This window comes from Dulcicalothrix desertica PCC 7102 (genome assembly GCF_003991905.1).
GTDB lineage: Bacteria > Cyanobacteriota > Cyanobacteriia > Cyanobacteriales > Nostocaceae > Dulcicalothrix > Dulcicalothrix desertica.
This window is the reverse complement of sequence record NZ_RSCL01000015.1, coordinates 197458-221578: the sequence shown is the minus strand read 5'-3', so window position 1 is coordinate 221578 and position 24121 is coordinate 197458. Positions and strand designations below refer to the sequence as shown.

General features: G+C 37.2%; 18 protein-coding genes. 6 read left to right on the top strand and 12 right to left on the bottom strand.

Features of this window, described 5'->3' with window-relative positions:
• The first annotated feature begins 105 nt into the window (after window positions 1–105).
• Window positions 106–615, top strand: coding sequence for a DNA-binding protein (locus DSM106972_RS29510; RefSeq protein WP_233787670.1), 510 nt, complete (start codon window positions 106–108; stop codon window positions 613–615).
• Between the two features lie 111 nt (window positions 616–726).
• On the opposite strand, the gene DSM106972_RS29505 is transcribed toward DSM106972_RS29510, so the two are convergent.
• From DSM106972_RS29505 to DSM106972_RS29480, 6 genes are all read right to left on the bottom strand, one after another.
• Window positions 727–2535 carry a M61 family metallopeptidase gene (locus tag DSM106972_RS29505; protein WP_233787671.1) on the bottom strand — a complete coding sequence of 603 codons (1809 nt, stop codon included), beginning with the start codon at window positions 2533–2535 and terminating at the stop codon, window positions 727–729.
• A gap of 115 nt (window positions 2536–2650) precedes the next feature.
• Window positions 2651–3334, bottom strand: a complete 684-nt coding sequence (locus tag DSM106972_RS29500; protein WP_127084036.1) for a Crp/Fnr family transcriptional regulator — start codon at window positions 3332–3334, stop codon at window positions 2651–2653.
• Between the two features lie 200 nt (window positions 3335–3534).
• A complete protein-coding gene (locus tag DSM106972_RS29495; RefSeq protein ID WP_127084035.1) occupies window positions 3535–4737 on the bottom strand; it encodes a pilus assembly protein PilB in 1203 nt (400 codons plus the stop codon).
• A 164-nt stretch (window positions 4738–4901) separates the two neighbouring features.
• A complete protein-coding gene (locus DSM106972_RS29490) occupies window positions 4902–6077 on the bottom strand; it encodes a HetZ-related protein 2 (RefSeq protein ID WP_127084034.1) in 1176 nt (391 codons plus the stop codon).
• 656 nt (window positions 6078–6733) lie between these two features.
• Window positions 6734–7075, bottom strand: a complete 342-nt coding sequence (locus DSM106972_RS29485) for a carbon dioxide-concentrating mechanism protein CcmK (protein WP_073616549.1) — start codon at window positions 7073–7075, stop codon at window positions 6734–6736.
• An 85-nt stretch (window positions 7076–7160) separates the two neighbouring features.
• Window positions 7161–7472, bottom strand: coding sequence for a carbon dioxide-concentrating mechanism protein CcmK (locus tag DSM106972_RS29480; RefSeq protein ID WP_127084033.1), 312 nt, complete (start codon window positions 7470–7472; stop codon window positions 7161–7163).
• 96 nt (window positions 7473–7568) lie between these two features.
• On the opposite strand from DSM106972_RS29480, the gene DSM106972_RS29475 reads away from it, so the two are divergent.
• Window positions 7569–8477 carry an alpha/beta fold hydrolase gene (locus tag DSM106972_RS29475; RefSeq protein WP_127084032.1) on the top strand — a complete coding sequence of 303 codons (909 nt, stop codon included), beginning with the start codon at window positions 7569–7571 and terminating at the stop codon, window positions 8475–8477.
• 317 nt (window positions 8478–8794) lie between these two features.
• Here DSM106972_RS29475 and DSM106972_RS29470 read toward each other — a convergent pair whose 3' ends face one another.
• From DSM106972_RS29470 to DSM106972_RS29460, 3 genes are all read right to left on the bottom strand, one after another.
• Window positions 8795–9706, bottom strand: coding sequence for a branched-chain amino acid transaminase (locus tag DSM106972_RS29470; RefSeq protein WP_019495696.1), 912 nt, complete (start codon window positions 9704–9706; stop codon window positions 8795–8797).
• A 290-nt stretch (window positions 9707–9996) separates the two neighbouring features.
• A complete protein-coding gene (locus tag DSM106972_RS29465) occupies window positions 9997–10626 on the bottom strand; it encodes a hypothetical protein (protein WP_127084031.1) in 630 nt (209 codons plus the stop codon).
• Entirely contained in the window at window positions 10626–11258 is a 633-nt protein-coding gene (locus DSM106972_RS29460) for a ParA family protein (protein ID WP_026093602.1), read from the bottom strand. The genes DSM106972_RS29465 and DSM106972_RS29460 overlap by 1 nt, the downstream gene beginning before the upstream one ends.
• Before the next feature lie 153 nt (window positions 11259–11411).
• On the opposite strand from DSM106972_RS29460, the gene DSM106972_RS29455 reads away from it, so the two are divergent.
• Window positions 11412–12788: a cytochrome P450 gene (locus DSM106972_RS29455; RefSeq protein ID WP_127084030.1), complete on the top strand. Its 1377-nt coding sequence runs from the start codon at window positions 11412–11414 to the stop codon at window positions 12786–12788.
• A 189-nt stretch (window positions 12789–12977) separates the two neighbouring features.
• Here DSM106972_RS29455 and msrA read toward each other — a convergent pair whose 3' ends face one another.
• Window positions 12978–13631, bottom strand: a complete 654-nt coding sequence (gene msrA, locus DSM106972_RS29450; RefSeq protein ID WP_127084029.1) for a peptide-methionine (S)-S-oxide reductase MsrA — start codon at window positions 13629–13631, stop codon at window positions 12978–12980.
• Window positions 13632–13916: 285 nt separating this feature from the next.
• Between msrA and DSM106972_RS29445 the strand changes: the two genes are divergently transcribed.
• Both DSM106972_RS29445 and DSM106972_RS29440 read left to right on the top strand, forming a co-directional pair.
• Entirely contained in the window at window positions 13917–17396 is a 3480-nt protein-coding gene (locus DSM106972_RS29445; RefSeq protein WP_127084028.1) for a PAS domain-containing protein, read from the top strand.
• Window positions 17397–17480: 84 nt separating this feature from the next.
• A complete protein-coding gene (locus DSM106972_RS29440) occupies window positions 17481–20120 on the top strand; it encodes an ABC transporter substrate-binding protein (RefSeq protein ID WP_127084027.1) in 2640 nt (879 codons plus the stop codon).
• 71 nt (window positions 20121–20191) lie between these two features.
• Here DSM106972_RS29440 and DSM106972_RS29435 read toward each other — a convergent pair whose 3' ends face one another.
• Together DSM106972_RS29435 and DSM106972_RS29430 are read right to left on the bottom strand one after the other, a co-directional pair.
• Complete coding sequence (locus DSM106972_RS29435) at window positions 20192–21361, bottom strand: DUF1822 family protein (protein WP_127084026.1); 1170 nt, start codon at window positions 21359–21361, stop codon at window positions 20192–20194.
• Window positions 21362–21395: 34 nt separating this feature from the next.
• Window positions 21396–22136 (bottom strand): sigma-70 RNA polymerase sigma factor region 4 domain-containing protein, encoded by a 741-nt coding sequence (locus DSM106972_RS29430; protein WP_127084025.1) that lies wholly within the window; start codon window positions 22134–22136, stop codon window positions 21396–21398.
• A 533-nt stretch (window positions 22137–22669) separates the two neighbouring features.
• Here DSM106972_RS29430 and DSM106972_RS29420 point away from each other — a divergent pair.
• Window positions 22670–24121 carry a sigma-70 family RNA polymerase sigma factor gene (locus DSM106972_RS29420; protein ID WP_127084023.1) on the top strand — a complete coding sequence of 484 codons (1452 nt, stop codon included), beginning with the start codon at window positions 22670–22672 and terminating at the stop codon, window positions 24119–24121.

The window sequence follows — 24121 nt, the reverse complement described above, 5'->3', positions numbered from 1 at the left end:
TCCAGCCAATGAAACTGGAACATTATATGTAGATTTTTTTCAATTTGATACTAGAACCGATACTTCTAAAGGCATTATAGCTATTGATTTAACGAGGTGGACACCGTGATAATTAAAAACGAACAGCAATATAATACAACTAAAGAATGGTTACAAAAATTTGAAAAATCAGTAGCCGAAATTGATAGTAATGAGAGATTGAAAGCTGACCCATTAAGATGGCAGCTATATCACGATGCATACCAAAGTCAAGTTGAAGAGTTCAAGCAAGAAATAGTAGAATATGAAAGATTAATTAATTGTGATAAAAGCCAGTCTATTCAAATTAAAGTCGAATCATTTCATCAATTACCAGATGCTTTAGTAAAAGCAAGAATAGCTGCATCGCTCTCACATCAACAGCTAGCAGAATTACTAGGTATTGAGGAACAAAGGGTTAAAGAGTATGAGGATAGTGACTACCAATGTGCTAGCTTTGTCGAAATCCTCGAAGTTATAACAGTCTTAGGTGTAGAATTTCAAAATGCTACTGTACGGGTTGACTTTAAAGAAATTGAACATGTCAAGAAAGTTCTAGAAAAGTGGAATAATAAAAAGGCAAATGCAACAATATGAAGATTTTATTTCTACCAAGCTGTTTCAAAATATACATAAAGATAATAATTAACACTGTCAAAGAGGATGTAACAAACTCATCCGTTACATCCGTTATATCCGTTGCCAAGATTACCACATTTTTTTAGCAGAGGCGCCTAACCAACCAATCAAGTTATCTTTTTGACTTGAGTCTAATTTATCTACAAGTTTTAATTGATACTTAGTTGGAATTGGAGAAGTAAGGGTGACAGTATGTGTATTTAACTGGTCTTGATGGAAAACAGTTACTTGCATACAGTCATTAGGCTGGTAATCTTTGAGACGTTCAGCTAAACCATTGGCGCCGACTTTAATACCATCTATTGCTAGTAGTTCATCACAAGCATCAATTCCAGCAATATGTGCAGGTGAACCAGCTTCGACAAATTTAATTATTTCTCTACCATTTTCGGTACTAACTCGCATACCCAAGTAAGGTTCTTCATTATTATCACCGACTAATTGCAAACCAAATGGTTCAAGAAAGCTATTAAAAGGTAAATCTTCTAACCCGTCAATATAACGTTCAAAGAAATCAGATAAATCTGTTCCTGCTACCGACTCGATAACCGATTGTAGCTGTTCTGGAGTAAAGCCTATTTCATCTTGACCAAATTGCTCCCACATTATAACAAGAACATTATCAAATGACTTTTTATTACTATGACGCGCTCGAATCATTAAATCGAGTAACAGCGACACCATTTCACCTTTGAGGTAATAAGAAATTTGTGAATTACCGCTGTTTGCATCGGGACGGTATAATTTAATCCACGCATCAAAACTTGATTCAGATAACGGTTGAACTTTTCTTCCGGGAGTATTTTGATACCTAGTAATTTCTTGGCTTAAGTGTGATAAGTACGATATTGCTTCATAAATTCCTGCTCGTAAAGGAATTAGCAAGTCATAATAACTTGTCGTTCCCTCACAAAACCAAAGTGAAGGAGTATAATTTTCTCCATCGTAGTTAAATACTTCGAGACCTTTAGGACGAATTCGCTTTACGTTCCACAAATGAAAAAATTCGTGAGCTACAAGCTGCAAAAACCGTTCATATTTATCTTTATCTCTAAATCCAAACCTTTGATATATTAGCGAGCATGAGTCTTTATGTTCTAATCCACCATAAGCTTGAGCAAACAAATGTAACAAAAATATGTATCTAGAATAAGGTAATCCGCCAAACATCTCGGCTTCGACTTCGATGATACGCTTAATATCAGTAATCATCCGTTCAACTTGATAATTACCTTTTCCCCAAATTGCTAGTTCATGAGGTTTACCTAGTACCTCAAAGTTATATACTTCGTGGGTACCTATTTCAAACGGACTATCAACTAACGTATCAAAATCAGCTGCACGAAAGGTATTAGCTTTTCCTGGTACAGGTGGTAATGCTGTAGTTACACGCCATTGCTTTGAAGGCGCCTCGATTGTAATATCTATTGGGAGTTTATCGTAATTTGGTATTCTAAAAAATAATGCGGCGCCGTTGAAGTAACCGTGTGTAGAGTCTAAATGGTTAGTTCTTACCGATAACTCCGCCGCAAAAATACGGTATTTTATAGTAACTAATGAAACATTAGTAATATCTGTCGTATTAATTTGCCAATGATTTTTACTAACTTTGCACACCTGCAAAGGCTTATCATCAGAATACGCAGCAAAATCTTGTAAATTTTTAGAGTACTCTCGTACTAAATAAGAACCTGGTGTCCAGACAGGGAATTTTAAATTCAGAATAGGTGATGGGCAATTTTGAAGTAGCAAACTAACTTCATATAAGTGAGTTTGCGGTTGCGGCATTGCCACGTAATAATGAATTATACTAGGGGAAAGTTCTTTACTGTTATCTTTACTGCTGGCGCCTGCGTGAGGTGTGATAAGTTCTGTCATTGTTGAGTAGTGAGTAACAATTGCTGTGGGGCTAGATAATTTAGTTTAGCGTAAATGTAGAGACGTGATTAATCACGTCTCTACAGGTTGGCATTTTACCAATGATTCAAGAATATTATACTTTTCTAGCTAAATTCATCAATTGATTTAAATTAACTAAATTGATTACTTGTTTATTGGCATCGATATTTATCCAACGTTTTTCATGTAGTTTTTCCATAATTTTTTCAGCTTCATCTACACCTATTTCAGTCACATCAGCAAAGTCTTGGCAAGAAACATTAAATATTTCTCTGCCGTTTTCTGATTCTTGTCCATAATTTTCACCCAGAGAAATTAAGGTGTAGGCAAGTTTAACAGCAGGAGGCGCCTGTCGCATTTGCAACCGCATGTTAACATGACGTAGGCGCCGTACCATCATCTGCAACATGCGATGATGTAGTTGTGGGTCTTTAAATAAAATTTGAATAAAACAGTTTCTAGAAATACTGAGCAATTTTACAGGAGTTAAAGCAATTACATCTGTAGAACGAGGAGACTCATCGAGAATTGCCATTTCTCCAAAAAAGTCACCTCTACCCAAAATTGCCAGTGCGCGATAATCTTCACCAGCAGTACGTCGAACTTTTACCCAACCCGAAATTACAAAATATACTGCATTTCCCCAGGAATCTTCCATTAATACAGCACGTCCGGTCGGATATTCATGTTCGGTAGCAACATTCAACATCCACTCTATTGTTTGAGGACTAGCTGTACTTAATAGGGGAAAAGTTTCACTAAAAATTGCTGTCAGCATGAACGTGCAAAAACGATAATAAATAGGTGGAGGATAATTAAAAAGCTGCTAATTTATTAAGCAATAAAAATTAACTGACTTTATTAATAAGTTAAATATATTTGAATATTGACCACAACTTTTAAACAGTATTGGTCTTGTATCTATTAGAACACAAATCACAATTTGTCAAATCGGAAGTTTCACGTAAATTTTTACTTTTACTCTTTATCCTGTGTTCCTTTATTTTCTGAAATCGTTAAGTTTCTGATTTGACTATCTAAGTTTCCTAACAAACGATTTAATACTGTTAACGCTTCTAGTTGCTCGCTACTACTGTTACGACTCTGTAATAATCTATCTTGCATCTCATGTAACTTGAAACTGAGTTGTTGGGAAATTCCTAATGCGTCACGACTAAGACGAGATAGTTGTTGCTGCTGATAAAATTTTAAAGCTGCTCCTTTCAATACTTGTAGCGTTGCTTCCTCCCCATACATTCCTGGCATCACTCGCAACCGCAGTAGTATACGCTGGTTGTGATACATGTACTCTTTTTCTATTTGCTTTGGCTCCGATAAAGTAGTTACACGTATATTTGCGAATCGCTTCAGTTCGTTTAAGGCGCCTTGGAATACTGAAAGAGGTAATTTTTCTAACACTGACTGTAACACACCGTTTTCACTCCAAAGGATTTTACCCTCGTAAGGTAGCCGTTCAAAATAAAGCCTTCCAATTCCCCCAACAATTACTCTCCCTAACAACTCTTCTAAAAATTTCTTGGGTGGCAGTGATGCTAACAACTCCACAGGAGTAAACTCGTCGGGTAAAGGAACTGATAAAAATGGTGTTTTCGTAATTGGTGTAGACTCTATCGCTGTTTCCTCTGCCTTCTTGGTTGCCGCAGCTTTAGTTTCTGTATGAATTATATCGCTATCTGAGCTATCTAATGTACTTGTACTATTTGAATGATTTGTATATATATCATCTATATATGTTACATTTTGCTGCGGGTTCTCTGAAGTGGTGTGTGGTTGTTGTGAAAATACTTCAGGCAAAGAAATTCGTTTGTTAACGGATTGGGAAGTATTTTTGTAATTTAAATATGCCGAAAGTATTGAGCGATGAGTTTCAGCGTCCATTGGCCGAATCACCATCGTACAATTTACATATGACAAAATACGATTTACGTAATCGAGAGCTACATCGTCCCTTGAGTTAACCATTCCCAAGATTAAGCTCTTGGCCTCAAACCGTAGGGGCAATATTTGATGGTAGAGGCAAGCTTCAAAAGATAAGAAACTCTCAATAAGCTGAAATATCTCTGTTCTTACTGACTCTTGGTTCCATTCAAGCTCTGTGTCGGGTGACACTTGCTTTGTCATTGTCTCGGTGTCAATTGGTTTGTCCTCTTCCGACAGCATAGTTCCCGTGCAGTAATATATCCTACCTTTCTATTCTTCCCATAACTTCGGGTGTAGTTAACAGGCGCCGACTGAATTTTACTTAAATTAAAATAGGCGCCACTTCGAGAGGGCGCCTGCATGTTTGATTCTTTTTTTATAGTATAAATTTACTGATATTGCGTCTAGTCTTCTGTTCGCAACGCTTGTGCAGCTAAGTAAACTTTTGTCCATTCACCCATTGCTTGGTGCGCTTTTAGTTTTAATTTTGGTGCAATAGCTTCGACAGATTCCCCTGCTTTACGTAACTCTAGAATTTGTCTTTGGGTTGGAGTTAGTTTTTCTAACAATTGCTCCCACTGTACAGGAGTTAAACCAAAATTATGCTCAATTAACGAAGTTCCTAACCAAGTATCGACTAGTTCAGGTTTATTTTTGAGCGCAAAAACGCGGATAGCATGATAGCTGATTTTTTCTCGCAGTCGATAAATTTCTTTGATTGGCTTATTTAATTTCTTGGCAATGGCATCTTGTGACTTGCCTTGTAAGTACATCCGCAACCACTGTACAGCATCTTCCCCAAGATTTTCTTTTAAGTAGTTTTCAAATTCCTGCTTAACATCGGTTCGCAGGGTTTGCTGTTCTTCTAAATCTTGTGCTTCTTGGTAGTCGGCAATTGCCTGGTTGTCTACTAAGTTGATTCGGTTGTCGCTGTCGTCGGTTAAAACTTCTTCTGAAACTAATTTTACCAAATCACTCGTCGGGACCTGCGTTAAACCACCACGCGAAGTACGTCGTAAATAGTTTACAAATCTATATACAAGCAGCGGTTGATTACGTATTGGACGTAGGCAATATTCTTCAACGCTGGCAAATAACAGCGCGTTCTTTAACCTTGGCTCTGACGTAGACTGCGAAATAAAAGCCATCTGAGAAAGCATATAATTATCGCTTTGCAGCAATTCTTGAATGACTTCCTGTAACACGTCAACTACTGAGCGTTGACGGTCGCGACTTAACGAAACCCAAGTTTGAATTTTATTGCGTAAAGTAACTAGTCCACCCAAGCGAGTAATCAAGTTACGATAAGCAACGTCTCGACCTTTACCTAAGTAGCGCTGTTGTAAAATTTTAAAGCGATACTCCATTGCTTGCTTGGCAATATCTAAATCTTTGAGACTTAGTTCTTCATAGCGTGTTTTATCACTTCCAAGCAACCAATTAACAATACTTTCTTTATTTGCTACGCTTTGTTCTGAACACTCAGCAGCCAAGCGTGAGTGCCAGTATGAAGCCAGTTTTTCCGCAATTGTTTCCATTGCGAGATTGCACTCCTCAAAACCCTGTCTTAAAGTTTGCATCACAACCCCCTGTTATCCCACTTAGAGTCTTTTAACTGGCAGCTGCACCCAACCAGAGATAATATACATTACTAGATTTACCACTACACATTTTAATTACGTTCGGACTTATGTAATTTATGCAATGATTTAGAGATTTTTAGATTTTTTCTCCTTCATGGAAGTGTATACTTCGATTTATCCCAGATATTTTGACGGTTTATAATTATATTAAGTTTTGTAAACATGATTTTGTTGATATATTAAGAAACCCGGTTTCTACGCAAAACCGTATTGTTTTTACAAGATGTCAAAAGAAACCGGGTTTGTACACCAGAATTGTTTTTTTATTACAGAAACCCGGTTTCTAGGATTTTAAAGCCATCAGTAGCATGACGAAGTTAAAGCGCTTTATGTTTCACGCTCTTTTCACCTGCGTAGATAAAAAATTAGAGATAGCTTTTATACTATATAACTCTTCTGTAGCCCAATCTTAGTTAAATTAACAAAGATTTAGCTTTCCTCAGTGTATCAGTTCATAATTTGTTCATTTTTGGGCTTTTTTATGGCTTACTTCAATAATTCTTAAAAAAAAGGTTGGAATTTAAAAGTACCCATAAGGGTACTTTGTGTGCAAACTGTTACGCTCGTAATAAGTACGGAAGCTTGGCTGCCTTTTAACTTCTACGTATTATTGGATTTTCTACAGACAGTCGATACTCCTCTACCTGGTCGGTGTAGGCAATAGGCAGAACAGCTTCGACGTTTTCATGAGGACGTGGAATAATCACCCATGACTCTAAAGTTCCACCGTGACAACTTTCTGCCGCTTCAATACCAGCAGCCATAGCTGTTTTAACTTCCGATACATCCCCACGAATATTAACTGTAAAGCGTGCGCTACCAACTCGTATGTAACCAACGAGTGTGACTCGTCCAGCCTTTACCATTGCATCTGCTGCTGCAAGAACAGCAGGAAACCCCTTGGTTTCTAGTGCGCCAACTGCCTGTAGTGGCATTGATAATCTCCTATATCAATAAAATTATTTAGCGTTAGGAATTTATTGTACGTCGTGTAGAGACTGCATTAATACAGTCTCTACATCAAAATATTCTGAAAGGTTCAGATTTACTGGTAAAATGAATTGGCAAAACGGTTTCTATATTTTCTGGAGGATTTGGAATTACAAAGTAAGTTATAACTTCACCTCCAAAAGTTTGATTGCCTGCTTCTATACCAGACTCTACGGCACGCTGAACTTCTGCGACTTGTCCACGCACCACAACTATTAGGCGCCCACTTTCTGCTATACCATAATAAACAATAGCCACCTCAGCAGATTTTACCATAGCGTCTGCTGCCGCTAGTACAGCAGGAAAACCAAGTGTTTCAATTGCTCCAACCGCCTGTGGCATTACCCGCTCCACTACACAAAAATGAAAGTGAAACAATTATACGTTGAGTAGTGGTAAAATAAATCAATAGTTAATTTTTATGTGCTTTTACCGTAAATGTCTTCTTTTGGTGTAGAGCAATTTCCATTTCCAAAGTTTTTACCCGCTACAGTTGAGCAGTTGGTCGAATCAGCTTCAATTGCTATAGCGCAAAAAATCGAACAAGCAGAAATTATCACTCCCCTGAGTAATCAACCAATCACTACCGCTTATGTACATCAAGGTAGTGGTGGCACTCCTTTTTTATTGATTCACGGGTTTGATAGTTCGGCACTAGAGTTTCGGCGCCTTTTGCCTAATATAAGCGAAAAGAACGAAACTTGGGCCGTTGATTTACTAGGATTCGGATTTACTGACAGATTAACGGGTGTTAAATTTAGCCAGGTAGCGATAAAAACCCATTTATACCACTTTTGGAAAAGTTTAATTAATAAACCAGTAATTTTAGTCGGCGCCTCAATGGGTGGCGCCGCAGCACTTGACTTCACGTTGACTTATCCAGAAGCCGTTGAAAAATTAGTATTAATAGATAGCGCGGGTTTAGTGGGTAATTCACCACTGGTAAAATTTATGTTCCCACCTTTAGATACACTCGCTGCTAATTTCTTACGTAGTCCAAAAGTCCGCCAAAGTATTTCTCGTGCAGCTTACAAAAATAAAGAGTTAGCAACAATAGATGCTCAACTTTGTGCAACCCTACACTTAGAAATGCCTAATTGGAACACTGCATTAATTGCTTTTACAAAGAGTGGTGGATATGGTGCGTTTAGATTTACAAAGCTATCAGAAATTCAACAGCCTACACTTATATTGTGGGGTGATGACGATAAGATATTAGGTACAAAAGATGCTAAAAGATTTAAGCGCGCTATTCCCAATAGTAAACTAATTTGGATTCAAGATTCTGGACATGTTCCACATTTAGAACAACCGCAAATAGTCGCACAACATTTATTAGAATTTTAATGTTGTCATTCTGAAAAATACCATTGTCATTCTGAGCGTAGCGAAGAATCTAAGAGCATGTTTGAAAAGTCGAATCAGGTATAAATTGTCATTCTGAGTGGAGCGCAGCGGAACGTAAACGCAGTTTTCCCGCAGGGTAGAATCTAGATTTTATACGTATACTGAGATGCTTCACTGCGGGACTCATGACACGAAAGGATACTTTTCAAACAACCTCTAAAGTTACGACTAAATATTTAGATGCTTCACTACGGTGACTCATGACATTTAGATTTTGCTAGATGCTTCACTACGGTGACTCATGACAATGTGAAATTTTAAAGAGAAACAGGAAATACCCAATCTTGATATTTAGGGTCGCGATTTTCGGTAATTGCCGTAAATTTATCGCGCAATTTTTCTGTTATCGGTCTACTTTCTGGTAACTTGAAGTTTTCTATTTGGAGAACAGGCAAAACTTTAGCAGCAGTACCACACAAAAAGACTTCATCAGCGATAAATAGCTCCGATTTATCAATGGGTCTTTCAATGACCTTAAATCCTAAATCGCCAGCTAATTTCATAACGCTATCACGGGTGATTCCCTCTAATATGTCTTGCTCGAATCCAGGTGTAAATATTTGCCCATTTCTAACGATAAAAATATTCATTCCCGAAGCTTCGCTAACTTTGCCTTGGGAATTCATCAAAATTGCTTCGTCAAACCCAGATTCTACAGCTTCGGTTTTTGCCAGCGATGAAGTAATATAAGCTGCGCTAATTTTTCCACGCAATGGAAAACTTACGTCTGTTTGACGATACCATGAACTAATTCGACATGTAACGCCTGTGGGTGATGAATATTCACCTAGTTCTAAGCCATAAACAAAAAAGTCTTTTTTAATACTATGCAGTCGTGGAGCTATTCCCAAATCAGCAGTATATACAAAAGGACGGATATAAAATGATGTTGATGGTTGATTTTTCTTAATAAATTCAATAATAGTTTCTTCAATTTTTTCGGCTGATATGTCGTAATGGAGAAATTTTGCGCTGGTACTCAATCTTTGACAATGACGGTCGAGTCTAAATAGCAATATTCGTGTCGAATCTTGCGGGTCAGGAATTCCACGTAGTCCTCCTAATGCCCCTGTTCCATAATGTAGTGCATGGGTGGCTATAGATATTTTTGCATCCGAAAAAGGTATAAAATTATCTTCAAAGTAGGCAATTGGTAAAAAATTGTACATGAGAGCTATAGCTATTAAGTGGAAAGTGGAAAGTGCTGAGTGCTGAGTGCTGAGTATTGAGTGCTGAGTGTTGAGTTTTAAGTAATTAGTGCGTGTGTTCGTTCAAAGTAACTGGTTTGAATTTGATTACAGAGAACAGAAGTTAAATTACTTGCCTGAAACAGCATAAATAGGCGCTTTGATTTAAAAACCTCACGTCTATAATATAAAATACAGTGTTTTCTTATAAATTGAGAACAGTACAAAAAATCAGTACTCAACACTCAATACTCAGCACTCAGCACTTTCTACTAATCAAGTAACCACATTGGTGATGAAGTATCAGAGGAATGTGTTTGTTCTACTGATGGTTGAACTTGTAACCTCTCGAGTGTTCCATATGATTTTCTGTAAGATATTGGCGCCTTTGTGATCGCAGGTGGTTTCTCTTTAACTTGAGGACGCTGTTGTTGAGGTTGCCTTTGTTGCTCTAATAAAGCTACAGTTTGCTTGAGTTCTTCAATTTCTGCTGATAGCTGTGAATTTGCTTCTGCTAGCTGCAATGCAGTTTTTTTGGCTTCTTTAAGCTCTTTTTCGGAACGGTCTGCTTTTGTTTTTTGTTCGGCTAAAGCTTTTTCTGAATATTCAGACAATTGTTTTTGTTCAGATAAAGCAGATTGTAACTGCTCAACTTGGTTTTGTAGATTAGCCTCGCTTTGATGAACTTGTGCTATCAATTCATTTAATTCTTGAATTGTTACTTCTAAGTCGGCTTTGCTTAAATGAGTTCCTTCTGTATTATTTTCTTCGTTTGCACTTTCCTGTTCTAATGATTCTTCTACGGGTGTAGCAGTCACATCTATTACAGATGCTTTTGTAGTATCAGTAGTATCTTTATTTGCTTCTTCTTGTACTAAGTCAGCAAGTCTTTTTCTAGCCATTATTTTCTCCAGTCGCGCTGTATTTCTTCGGCGACGCGACGGTAGTCTGATTCTGCCTCGCGTCCATTTTTTCCCCGCCATTCTGTAATTGCTACACCTTCGAGTGCAGCACGTTCATGAGCTTTATAAATACGAACAAACGCATTACAAGCGGGTATACCTAATTGCAATAAAGTGTTTTGTGCTTCCAGTGCTTCTCCTAAACTTCGTGTATCTACTTTGGTAAGCAAGACTCTATATGGCTTTCGCGCAGGAGTCACTGCTGTTTTTACTGTATCAACAAGAACAGCTAAGTCCATTGGCGCCGGAGGTGTAGGTAAAACCAAATAATCGGCAACATCCACAACTGCCGCCAAAGCTTCTGACTGTAGCGCTGGAGGTGTATCTACTATTACTAAATCGTAACCTTTAATAGAACGTAAATGACCTAAAAGTTTTGAATTTGTGTCTTGGGATAGGTCAAACCCCATTCCTTTCTGGCTGCGTCCAAACCACCAACTTGCTGAACCCTGAATATCAGCATCCACAAGAAGCACTGTATGGTTACGAGAAAAAGTTGCCGCCAGATTAATTGCGGTAGTAGTTTTACCGACTCCGCCTTTACCATTTACAACCGCGATGATTTTCGGCACGCCCATACTCACTTCTGTGCTGACTAACATTAAATATACAAGAAACCGGGTTTCTTTTTCGATATCGTAATCAAAACGAAGATTTTGCATACGAAACCCGGTTTCTAGGCGCCACGATATGATTAAGGAGTGCGTGAACCTTGAGTTGTAATTATGGTCGTTACATATAATTTACCTGATGGCCCTTCTACGGCGCCGTTGCTGCGTATGATGAAGTTAGTTTTCCAGCCTGTTAAGTACATGGAAGACTATGCTAAAGCATATGGTGATACTTTAACTCTACGTAATAAGAGCGGAAATCACATAGTTTACTTTAGTCATCCTCAAGCTTTACAACAAATTTATACCGCTGATGCAAGTTATTTTGAAGCGGGTAACGGGAATCGATTTTTAAGGTTTTTAGTCGGCGCCAATTCTTTACTACTTTTGGATGGTGAGCGTCACTTGGAACAACGTCAACTTTTAACACCTCCTTTTCATGGTGATAGAATGCGCGCGTATGGAGATACAATTCGTGAAATTACACTTTCTGTCATGGACTCTTGGGAAGTTGGCACACCTTTTAATATTCGTTCGTCGATGCAAGAAATTTCTTTACGAGTAATTTTAAGAGTTGTATTTGGATTAGATGAAGGAAATGTATTAACAGAAATACAACGAAGATTAAGTTCACTTCTCGATTTTATGGGTTCCCCTTTAATGTCGAGTTCGTTGTTCTTCGGGTTTCTACAAAAAGATTTTGGCGCCTTAAGTCCGTGGGGATGGATGAGACGCGAAATTGAAAAAATTGATGAATTAGTTTACGCTTTAATACAAGAGCGCAAAACTGAAACCTCAAAAGAGCGACAAGATATTTTAAGCTTGATGATGTCCGCACGATACGACGACGGTCAACCAATGTCTGATATTGAACTACGCGACCAACTCATGACACTTATGCTAGCTGGACATGAAACGACTGCATCAGCGTTAACATGGGCGTTTTATTGGCTTGATATACAATCAGAAACGCGCGCCAAATTATTACATGAACTTAGTACTTTAAATAGTATTGATGACACAATAGCAATTAGTAAACTACCTTATTTAACAGCAGTATGCCAAGAATCTTTGCGAATTTACCCAATCTTGTTAACTGGTGTTTTCCGAAAAGTTGTAAAACCTATAGAAATTATGGGTTATAAATTACCAGAAGGAATTTGGATTGCACCTGGTATTTATATGGCTCATCATCGCGAAGAAACTTATCCAGAGCCAAATAAATTTAAACCTGAACGATTTTTGAACAGACAGTATTCTGCCTACGAATTTATACCCTTTGGTGGTGGTAGTCGTCGCTGTATTGGTTCAGCTTTTGCAATGCATGAAATGAAAATTGTTTTAGCCACAGTTTTATCTAAATATAAACTTTCCCTTCTAAATAAACGTCCAGTCAAACCAACACGTCGCGGTTTGACTGTCGCTACTCCACCAGGAATGAAAATGCTGGCAACGGATATAACGGATGTAACGGATAGGTTATTTAAGTAACTAAACTCGAAACGGGTAACATGTGAACTTCTACCATGAGTCGCGAACGTAAAGCGGAGCTTTTCCCGTAGGGTAGCATCTGAAAGATTTTGACGTTTATTTAAAAGTAAATTTCTCACCCGTTTTGAGTATAAACTTTATTTGTCACGAACAACTTATCCGTTACATCCGTTCATCATCCGTTGCAAATTAAGCTTGTGCTACACCTATAGGACATGAAACATTTGTTCCACCTAAGCCGCAATATCCACCAGGGTTCTTTGCTAGATACTGTTGGTGATAGTCTTCAGCATAGTAATATTCTGGCACCTCTAAAATTTCGGTGGTAATTTCACCGTAACCAGCTTTGGTTAATGCTTGTTGATAGCTAGAGCGTGATTCTTCGGCAAGTTTTTTCTGTTCTGGGGAGTATGTATATATTCCCGAACGATATTGAGTACCAGAGTCATTACCTTGACGCATTCCTTGCGTTGGGTTGTGACTTTCCCAAAATGTTTTGAGTAATTCGCTGTAACTTATCTCTTTTGGGTCGTATACAACAAACACTACTTCGTTATGACCCGTCATTCCTGAACATACTTCTTTATACGTAGGGTTTGGGGTATAACCAGCAGCATATCCTACACTTGTACTATACACTCCTTTCAACTGCCAAAACTTGCGCTCGGCGCCCCAAAAGCAACCCATCCCAAACATCGCTGTTTCCATTCCTTCAGGAAACGGAGGTTTTAAAGGATTACCATTTACAAAGTGAGTAGCTGGTACAGGCATCTGCTGAGTGCGTCCTGGCAATGCTTCCTCTGGCTTAGGCATGGCATTTTTCTTACCAAATCCAAAAATCATTTTTGCTACCCTCGGTTACTATATCTGTTTATATTGTTACTTTATTTAACATTTTGACACATATATCTATTTTTGCTCATAGTAATGCCATCCCACTTCGATATCGGTTTTCACTCCTATGCTTTATAAAAACTATATATCTTATATGATTTTCGACTTTTTTTTCATAGTAGAATTATTGACAAGCTAAGATATATTTATTACATGGTGCATTAGTTTTAATCTAAGAAAGCTGGTTTCTTTATTGATAGATAAGATTAATAGATAAAGTTGTATCAAGCCCTGATGTCTAGTCCTGATGTTAATTTGGCAATCAACCGCGACCCGTTGATTATATCAGCGGATATGTTGCTAATAGATGCTGTCGCTTTAATGAGTCAGCAACGATGTAGTTATGCTTTAACGCAAGATTTTGATAATAATTCTAATATAACGGGTATTGTTACTGAGCGAGATATTGTCAAAGCAGCAGCAAGAGGTGTTGTTTTCAATAATACCTATGTGTCAGAGATTATGACATCTGAACTTTTGACGGTTAAAGAAGATGAAATTAAAGATATTTTTACGGTAATTGGGCTGCTTCGTCAAAATCGTATTCGTCATTTGCCGATAGTGTCAGCGAATTATGACATAGTGGGAATGATTACATATGAGAGTATTCGCGATACTCTGAAACCTGCTGACTTGTTGAAACATAGACAGGTATCTGAGGTAATGTCAACCGATGTTATCAGTGCTTCCCCGAATTGTTCGTTGTTACATTTGACTCAAGTAATGGCATCTAGACGTGTTAGCTGCGTGGTAATAGTAGAAACGTCACAAGATGAGACTTTAAAATTACCTATTGGTATTATTACTGAACGTGATATTGTACAGTTTTGTAATTTGGGTCTAGATTTAGCGAATATTCCTACCAACCAAGTCATGAGTCAACCGCTGTTTCACATTAAACCAGATGATTCGATGTGGACGGCACATTATTTGATGCAGACTCATCGATTACGGCGCCTAGTTGTATGGAATAATACAGAAAAGTTGGGAATTATAACTCAAACTCGAATAATAGAAGCAATCAATCCAGTTGAGCTTTGGCAAACTTTTGAATCTTTACAGGATTTTGCTGATGCAAAAACATTAGAAGTAAAACAATTAAATAAACAATTGCAAAACGAAATCGATAAGCGCAAACAAGTTGAAATACAATTACGTGAAAGTGAGAATAGATATCGTTCGATTGTCGAACAGGCGTCTGTAGGAATTACGCAAATTACATTGTCAGGAAAGTTACTGCAAGTCAATCAGCATTTTTGCAACATTTTGGGGTTTGACGAGTCAGAATTATTGGAAAAAAGCTTACAGCACATTATATTACCAGAATACTTAAATATATACGAAGTATCTATAAATAAACTTCTGCAATGCGTAACAAAAAGCGTTTCATTTGAAATTTGTTTACTTGCTAGAAGTAATCAAGTAAAATGGACGAGGATAGATTTATCGCTAGTGCGTGATATTGATGAAAAGCCGCAATATATAGTTGGTGTTATAAAGGATATTGGATTGAGTAAGCAAACAGAGATGGCACTTGCTGACAATCAACGTTTTTTAGAGGCGATAATTCAAGCAAATCCGAGCGTTTTATACGTTTATGATTTAGCTGATGCACGCAATATATACGTTAATAACAAGATCTTTACATTTTTGGGATATCGACCCTACCAAGTTCAAGCAATGGGTAACAGCTTTTTCCCAAGGTTAATGCATCCTGATGATTTAATTAAATTTGCCGACCATTGTCAATATCTGACAAATGCCAGGGATGGTGAAGTTGTTGAATTTGAGTATCGTATAAAGCATAAAAATGGTGAATGGCGTTGGTTGTTGAGTCGCGATACAGTATTTTCTCGCACTTCTGATGGTAAAATTAAAGAAATTTTAGGAACCGCAACAGATGTAACCGAACATAAAATAGCACAAGCAGCTTTACGTGAGAGTGAAGAGCGTTGGCAGTTAGCATTGCGTGGTAATAATGATGGAATATGGGACTACGACTTAAAAACAAACAAAAGTCTCATATCACATCGCTGTTGGGAAATGTTAGGGTACGAGGACAAAAAACTGAGTTCGTTTGAAGAATGGACGAAATTGGTTCATCCTGAAGATGTTGAAGCAATGATGCAGCAATTTGAGGCTCATTTAAACCATCAAATACCGTATTATGTCGCTGAATACCGGATGCGCTGCAAAAACCATGACTATAAATGGGTATTATCGCGTGGGCAAGCTTTGTGGGATGAAACTGGTCGAGCAGTGCGAGTTGTTGGTTCACTAACAGATATTAGCGACCGTAAAAAAGCAGAAGCTAAGTTACAGCAAGCTTTATTAAATGCAGAAACTGCCAACCGTGCGAAAAGCGAATTTCTTGCTCGCATGAGTCATGAGTTAAGAACTCCCCTTAATAGCATTATAGGTTTTACTCAAGTTTTGCAGCGCGAGACTTGTACAAAAACGCAAAATAAATATCTTGATATCATAAACCGTAACGGACAGCATTTACTTGGTTTAATTAACGATGTTTTAGAAATGTCTAAAATTGAAGCGGGTAAAGTTAAGCTCAACGATACTGTTTTTGATTTATATAGTGTGCTGAATGAGTTAGAAGAGAGTATGGCTCAACTTGCTGTTGCCAAACATTTGACTCTTATTTTTACATGCGCGCAAAGTGTACCTGAATTTATTACTGCTGATGAAAGGAAGCTACGGCAAGTATTACTTAACTTGCTCAGTAATGCTATTAAGTTTACCTCAAAAGGTTCTATACATTTACATGTAATATATGAGAATGGTAAATTAAGCTTTGATGTGAGTGATACAGGTGTGGGTATTGCTGCCGAAGAAATAGATAATTTATTTGAAGCTTTCATGCAATCTTCTAATGCAAAAATTCAGCAAGGAACGGGGTTAGGTTTATCCGTTTGCCGTAGTTTTGTGCAATTGATGGGTGGTGAAATTAAAGTTCAAAGCGTTATTAATCAAGGCAGTGTATTCTCCTTTTTCTTACCGATTGAAGTACAAAATGAAGTTAAAGCTAATAAGATTACAGATAGTGAAAAAAAAAGACTGGCGCCAGGGCAACAAATTTACAAGATATTAATAGTCGAAGACTCATGGGAACATCGTCACTTACTAACACAGCTATTAACACCGTTAGGTTTTGTGGTCAGAGAAGCTAAAAATGGTCAACATGGTTTAGAGCTTTGGCGTAAGTGGAAACCACATTTAATCTTTATGGATATGCAAATGCCTTTAATAGATGGCTACCAGGCAACACGACAAATCAAAGCTTCAACTCAAGGACAGAATACCAAAATTATTGCATTAACTGCAAGCGCTCTCGAAGAAGAAAAAGCAATAGTATTTTCGGCAGGGTGCGACGACTTCCAAAGCAAACCATTTCAAGCTGAGGAAATTTTTGACAAACTAGCCAAACATTTAGGAGTCGTGTATGTCGTCGAGCAAAGCCATAATATAACCCTCAATAAGGCGGCGCCAATAGTTAAATTAACTATGCTTGACTTGGAGGTAATGCCACCTCAATGGCGAAAAGCAATTTATATCGCTGCTTGTGAATGTAGTGATGAAAGTATTTTACAACTGTTGCAACAAATTCCAGCAAAATATGCCAACTTAACTTCGGCACTACGGGAACTAGTTGACAATTTTCACTTCGATAAAATTATGGAATTAACAGCAGGCGATTTGTAAAGACGTTACATGTAACGTCTCTACGATTTAATGGTATATTGTTAAAAATAAGATAAATACAGTATAATAATTAACCAAATATAAATGAGCAAGGTAGTTATATTTACCATCGCCAGTGGTAATTTTGAGGAAGGTTTTCCAGTTACCCTGCGAATCAGAGAAGAGAGTGGGGGTGTTTATAAAGAAGAAGTCGGGCATTTTCCAGCGGCGCCGGATATTCCTCGGCTGTATAATGAATTTCAGCGAAATTATAATAATTTAGATGCGGTACGACGAGTTATTAGTTCTGTGAGAGGTTTTGACGTAGACCCAGACCAAACAACCAACGTATCGACTTTAGACCAATGTCGAGTAGCAGGTAAAGCGCTCGAAGATAGATTGATACAATGGTTTGAGCATCCATCAATGGGACAGCTACGTGTATATGTCGAAGAAGAAGTAGCTAGAAATGAGTCAGCACGGATTATTTTTCAGACAAGCGATGAAGTTTTAAAAAAGCTTCCTTGGCATTTATGGAAATTGTTTCAAAATCGTAAAAGAGCTTGGTTATCGTTAGGCGCCAAATATAATCCAGCATCGAAACCACTGCAAACACCAGTTAAAATTTTAGCAGTTTTAGGTAATGATGACGGAATTGATATTGGTACAGATGGAAAAATACTCAGAAATTTACCTAGTTCAAAGGTAGAACAGCTAAAACAACCGAGTAGAAAAGAACTATGTGAGAAATTACGTACTGGTTCATGGGATATTTTATGCTTTGCTGGACATAGCAGCACTTCGAGTACTGGCAACGATGGAGTCATTCAGCTTAATAATATAGATAGTCCAGCATTAAAAGATTTAAGAAATGCTTTCATCAAAGCGAAAGAGAACGGTTTAAAACTAGCCATTTTTAACTCGTGTGACGGGTTAGGGTTAGCGAACAAACTTACTGAACTTGGTATTCCGCAGGTAATAGTCATGCGTGAACCAGTACCAGATGAAGTTGCAAAGGAGTTTTTACAAGAATTTTTGCGTTTATTTTCGCAAGGAGAAAAGTTTCACTATTCGGTACGACAAGCTCAGGAAAAATTAGAAGACATAGAAAATGTATACCCTTATGCATCTTGGCTACCTGTAATTTGTCAAAACCCTGCCGAAAGGTCATTATACTGGCGCCAACCTATCCATATTAAAATTAAACGTGGTGTAAGTAGACTTTGGCATTCACACAAAGTTGTAACACTTATAAGCTTAGTATTAGCAGGCGCCTTAGCAGCTATCATAATCAAACAAATAATTACATCATCAACACCACCTGTTCCAGCACTTAGTCAAACATCAGTACCACAGATTTCGAGTCAAAGTCTTGATAACCTTTTTAGTAAAGGAGAGAAAATATTACTAAAAAGAAACGCAAACAAACAAGAAGGAACAAATGCTTTTCAAAAAAAAGAATGGAACTCAGCTATTAGTGCATTTAGAAAGTCATTAAAGCAAACTCCCAACGACCCTGAAAGTTTAATTTACTTAAATAACGCTATTGCAGCAAACACAAAACAAGATAACCTGCACATTGCAGTAAGTGTTCCCATCACTAAAAACCCAAACGTTGCGGAAGAAATGCTACGTGGTATTGCTCATGCTCAAAGTAAAATTAACTGTGGTAGCATAGATAAAATTGTACAATCTATCCAAAACGATCAAAATCCAACATGTACAAACAGCATTAATAACAGACAGTTACAAGTAGAAATAGTAGACGACGGCAACGACCATTCAACAACAACACAAGTCGCAAGTAAAATAGCAAATAATAATAACCAGAAAGATATTATTGCAGTTATTGGGCATTACAGAAGTGAACTAACAAAAGCTGCTGTAAATTTAGGATACATGAATAATATTGTTGTTATTTCCCCTACAAGTACATCTACCGAATTAAGTAATTCATCATATCCGGTTCTTCGCACAGTTACAAGTGATACTGTTGCAGTCACAAATTTATATGAGTATATACTCACAAAAATTCCATCAAAATCAATCAAACCAGTAATAGCATATGATAGAGGAGAATCTTATAGCGAATCAATAAAAGACAAATTTCTCAAAATTGCGAATCAACAAAATATACCTATATACGACTTAAAAACAGATAGCACCAAACAAATTATTAATGGAGCTATCAAAAGTAATGCTAATGTACTATTATTAGCTCCTTCTGGTATAGAAGAAGTTTTAAATAAAGGGTTAGAAGTACTTAAAGAAGTTTCTAACACCCCAAATAATAACTTAATATTATTAGGCGCCAGTACATTATATAGTCCAGCCACACTAAACCAAACTTTTGGCTCCAGAGCAGAACAAACTAAGTTAATAACAGCAGTACCTTGGCAAAGAAGTGAATCACCTGCCAATTTATCTGAATTCGAGAAAGAATCTGATAAACTTTGGGGTGGTGCAAAAATTAACTGGGTTACGGTTACTTCCTACGATGCAGTACAAGTAATTAGTCAAGGTTTAAGCACAATTACAGAAAAACCCACTCGTCAACTACTCAGAAACAATATACTCAACAACCTAGATAATTTTACAGCAGAAGGCGCCGTAGCAAAAATTCAATTTGACACTCAACAAGAAAAAGGCAGTAGAAAACCAGTTAGCAGTGGCAACCGTGTAGGAGTACTAGTAAAAGTGCAATGCCAAAGCTCTTTATGTAACTTCATTGAAGAAAAACTTTAGGTTGGGGCGGGCAAGGATGCCCGCTCCACAAGATGTGTTACAGAATGTATTGCAAGATTTGTTAGAGCATGTTAGGCGCTGAAATGTTCTGTGATGCTGGCTTCACCTAGGGATACTTGGACACTAAATTTGTCTTTTGGGTCGGCGTTGAATCTAAATTGAATGTAATTGTCTTGGCTGCGTGCTTGAACTTCGAGTAGTGTTTTACCGTTTTCATCGAAACCGGCTAATTTGAGGTTTTGGGGTAGAAACGCTTGATTATCCATTGGGTAAACTCGTAAGAGAATGCCTCTTTTACCGTCAAGTTTTGGTAATATAGCGACCATGAGGGCAACTGAATATCCTGCCAAGCGCATTCCTAAATCTGTAATTTGTCTAATTGCGGCAGATGGATGTTTAGGGTTTATTTTCCATAAAAGTTCAACTGCTTTCCAGCGAGTTTCGTCGTCTTGAGTTGACTTGATAAGTTGAGTTAATGCTGATAATGGTTCTAAGTGAGCAGGGTAAGTTTTTTGTGTTGTGTTGCCGCGCTGATTTGCGTATAAAGTGCTAATAAATTGTTTGAGACTGCTAGTATCGTTAGGGTTTATCTGTTCTGAAATAATACCACGATGTCTAAAAGCCATGTTATATGTTTGAGTACTAAAAAATTCTTCTACTGTTTGCCAGCTAGTTTCAATAATATTATTTAGCCATTCTTCTAAATTTACAATTTGTGGTGATGTGGATGATGTTAGTGTTTTGCTTCTAGTTTTTAGTTGATTTAAGTATTCTGGAAATTCATCAAACGCGCGCAGTTGATTTAATGGTATGCTTCCTTCGTTGTCTGCTATTTGCGGTACAAAACCTATTAGTGTTGCTTGTTTTAAAGATTGAGTCAATTGTACTGCAACATAACCAACGCGTTCATCCCATGCTGAACATGGTACTTCTAATGTGTCGGCGCCTGGTAATACTGGACGACATTCAAATTTGCCCATACTTCTAACGTTTAAATCGGCAATATCTAAAAACTTTTGTACTATTGGGTTGCGACTATCACTACCTTCCCAGTTAGTTGCAAAACCTATACATTTAAAATAATGCTCAACTGCGTATATCGCTAAAGTATTTAAGTACACTTGTTTCGCTCTATCTGCACGATTTTGCTGTTTGCTATATATTTGAGCTAGAGAGTGCGCTTCAAAAGAAAGCGGTACTGTAAAAGTTAAAGCGTCAACAGTATTTGTATTATTCATCATTGCTCCTTAATAGTTATTACCTAATATGTATAATTTAAGACTGTAGTTTTTCTCGGAAATATGGCTCTAGTTTCTCTAAGTTCCTTTTAAAAAAGCTATTTAGAGTCTGGTAAGAAATGTCTAGTTCCGAAGCTAGCTGTTGCATGTTTCTTCCTTTGACGTATAAGTATATGGCTATATACTGAAAAGTGATATCAGGCTTATCTCTAACGGATACTTTGAACTTATTGTCTGGGTCATCAATTAATAACTCCCTTAATACATCACAGTTAGATATTGACTTACCGGAAGAATTTGAGAAGTGTTTGCTCATGATATTATCTTGCACAAACTCATCTAATCCATCTAAAGATATTACCTGACCTTGTTTTGAATTATGATTTCCTGTGAGCTTAGGAATACGTGTAACGCCGTATTTGCAATGCTTTTTGTAAAGATTGCTATATTTATTGCGAATAATTGTACAAATCAATGGCAGCAATGGGTGCTTGGGGTCATATCTGTCAATATATTGGCTAATTGCAATAAACGTTTCCTGAAGCGCATCATTGAATAAGTCATCAAAAAGACCATTCGATAAATTGCCATATTTTGTTTTAAGACTTTTTCTCAAAATCCCAAACGTTGGCTGTTTCCACAGTTCTTGAATTAACAGAGTTAATGCACGATGTCTTTGTGGACTTCCTGCAAGAGTATTTTGAGCTTGTATCGCTAACTGTTGTAACTGAGAAGGAGTCTCGTTGGATGGAGTCTGGGTTTCATCAAAGGTCATCATAGTCATCATCTATGGCTATATATCAGTGTTTGTACTTAATATACGCAGGCGCCACCCAAAGGCTTTACCCACCATTACTTCTCTGCACAAGCTAGGGGGTTTTATGCAAAATTGAAATTCTTTACAAAAGTTAAAAATTTATGAATTCTTTGACAAAACAGTTATTACCAATAAAGAAGGTATATCCAAGCTTTACAAAACTTTAAGCTAGTCAAAAATTTGTTCCCTCAGCATTCTGAAGCCGAAAAGTTTGCTCAAAGTTGGCAACAGATTATTAGCAGCGGATTATAACGGATGTAACGGATAATTTATAATTACATCCGCTACATCCGCTACACCCGTTACATCCGCTACATCCGTTGCATCCATTACATCCGTTACATCCGTTACATCCGTTACATCCGTTGCCAGTTTTTACGCAAATTTTGAGAAAGCTGCATATTCTATTAATTATGGCGCCCATAAGTAGGTTGAGGGCAGAATTGGTGTTCAACACACGGGTATTATAGAGAATGGTGCATGGAGGTTTAAATGTGAAGAAACGTGACGACACTATACAAAAATTCTCGACGTTTTTGATGTTCGAGGGGGTTAATAAACGCCTAAATATAGTATGGCAGACTGATTTACAGTTAGAACGCCATATGAAAAGATTGATACAAAGTGAATCGGAGGTTAAAGCAGAATACTGGGCACACTATTTTCTTAAAATTATTAAGGTAAATCAAGCTGTGCAGCAGGTGTCTTCGTCTTCGGATTGTTTTGTTAAAGCCAGGGGGCATTTATCATCTTATTTGCAAGAAGCTTGTTTGTGGGCGGCACATAAAAGTTTCCAACGGTTTAGTTTTATTCGCCACAAGTATCCACTCTCGGAGTTGTTTCAAATAGCTAATTTGGCTGTTAACCCACCAGAAAAATTATTCAAAACATTTGATGTTGAGCATCCTCAAGCTAATTTGAATGCTTATGCAAAAACAGCTATTTTACGTTTTACTGGTAATTTGATTTATGCACAAGATATTGAGGCAAAAAGAGATAAGTTTACTGATTATGGTTTGCTTAAAGATTTGACGGCTAAGGAGCTTAAAGAAGCTTTATTGGCAAGAGGTATTAATCAGAATAATATAAATTATTATTATTTAGCTTGGCAATGTTTTGATGAAATTTATCTGTATAACCCAGCTAATCGCAAGCTTGGTTCTGAAGAAATTTTGCAAATTGGGCAAATTACATCTTATTATAATCAGCGATGCGAAGAATTTAATTTAACTACCCAATCTGTTGCACAAGTTCAAAATCTTCTTTTAACTTGTATTCAAGCTGCACGCAATTATCGTACCAAAAAGTTTTCGCCTCTTGATGAGCAAATCAATGTTACTGATTGTAATTCAAGTCTTTTAGAAAATTTAATTCAACACGAAGAATGGCAAGAAACACAATCTTTGATTAAAAAATTATTTTTGACGTTACCTGAACAAGGGCAACTAATGCTTAAGCTTTGGCATGGTTTAGGTTTGACTCAAACTGAAATCGCAGGCGCCATTACTAATAAATATACAGAAATACAAAAACAGTATCAAGTTGCCCGCCATTTAGGAAAATATACAAAAACTTTATTAGATAGCCTAATTTCCCAGTGGCAGAAGAACTTAAGAGAGGTTAAGGTATATGATGACAAAAATATAGAAGCGATTAAAGACGCTATGAACGATTGTCTACAGGTATATACTCAGCAAGAGTTTTTCAATACTCTAGATAGAGTTGCTCGAATCAAGATTGCCGATAACATATCTTTTAATAATATTGAAAATGATAATATAATTAAACAAAAATTAATAAATGCTTTTCAAGAGGAGCTAGAAACAACCACGCAACTGGGCATCAATGCTTTAGATGGCGCCAAAAACAAACTAGCTATTTTTATTGATAACTGGCTAATAAATAGAAATACTCATCGTACTACGTGCAACCATACAGCAAAATAA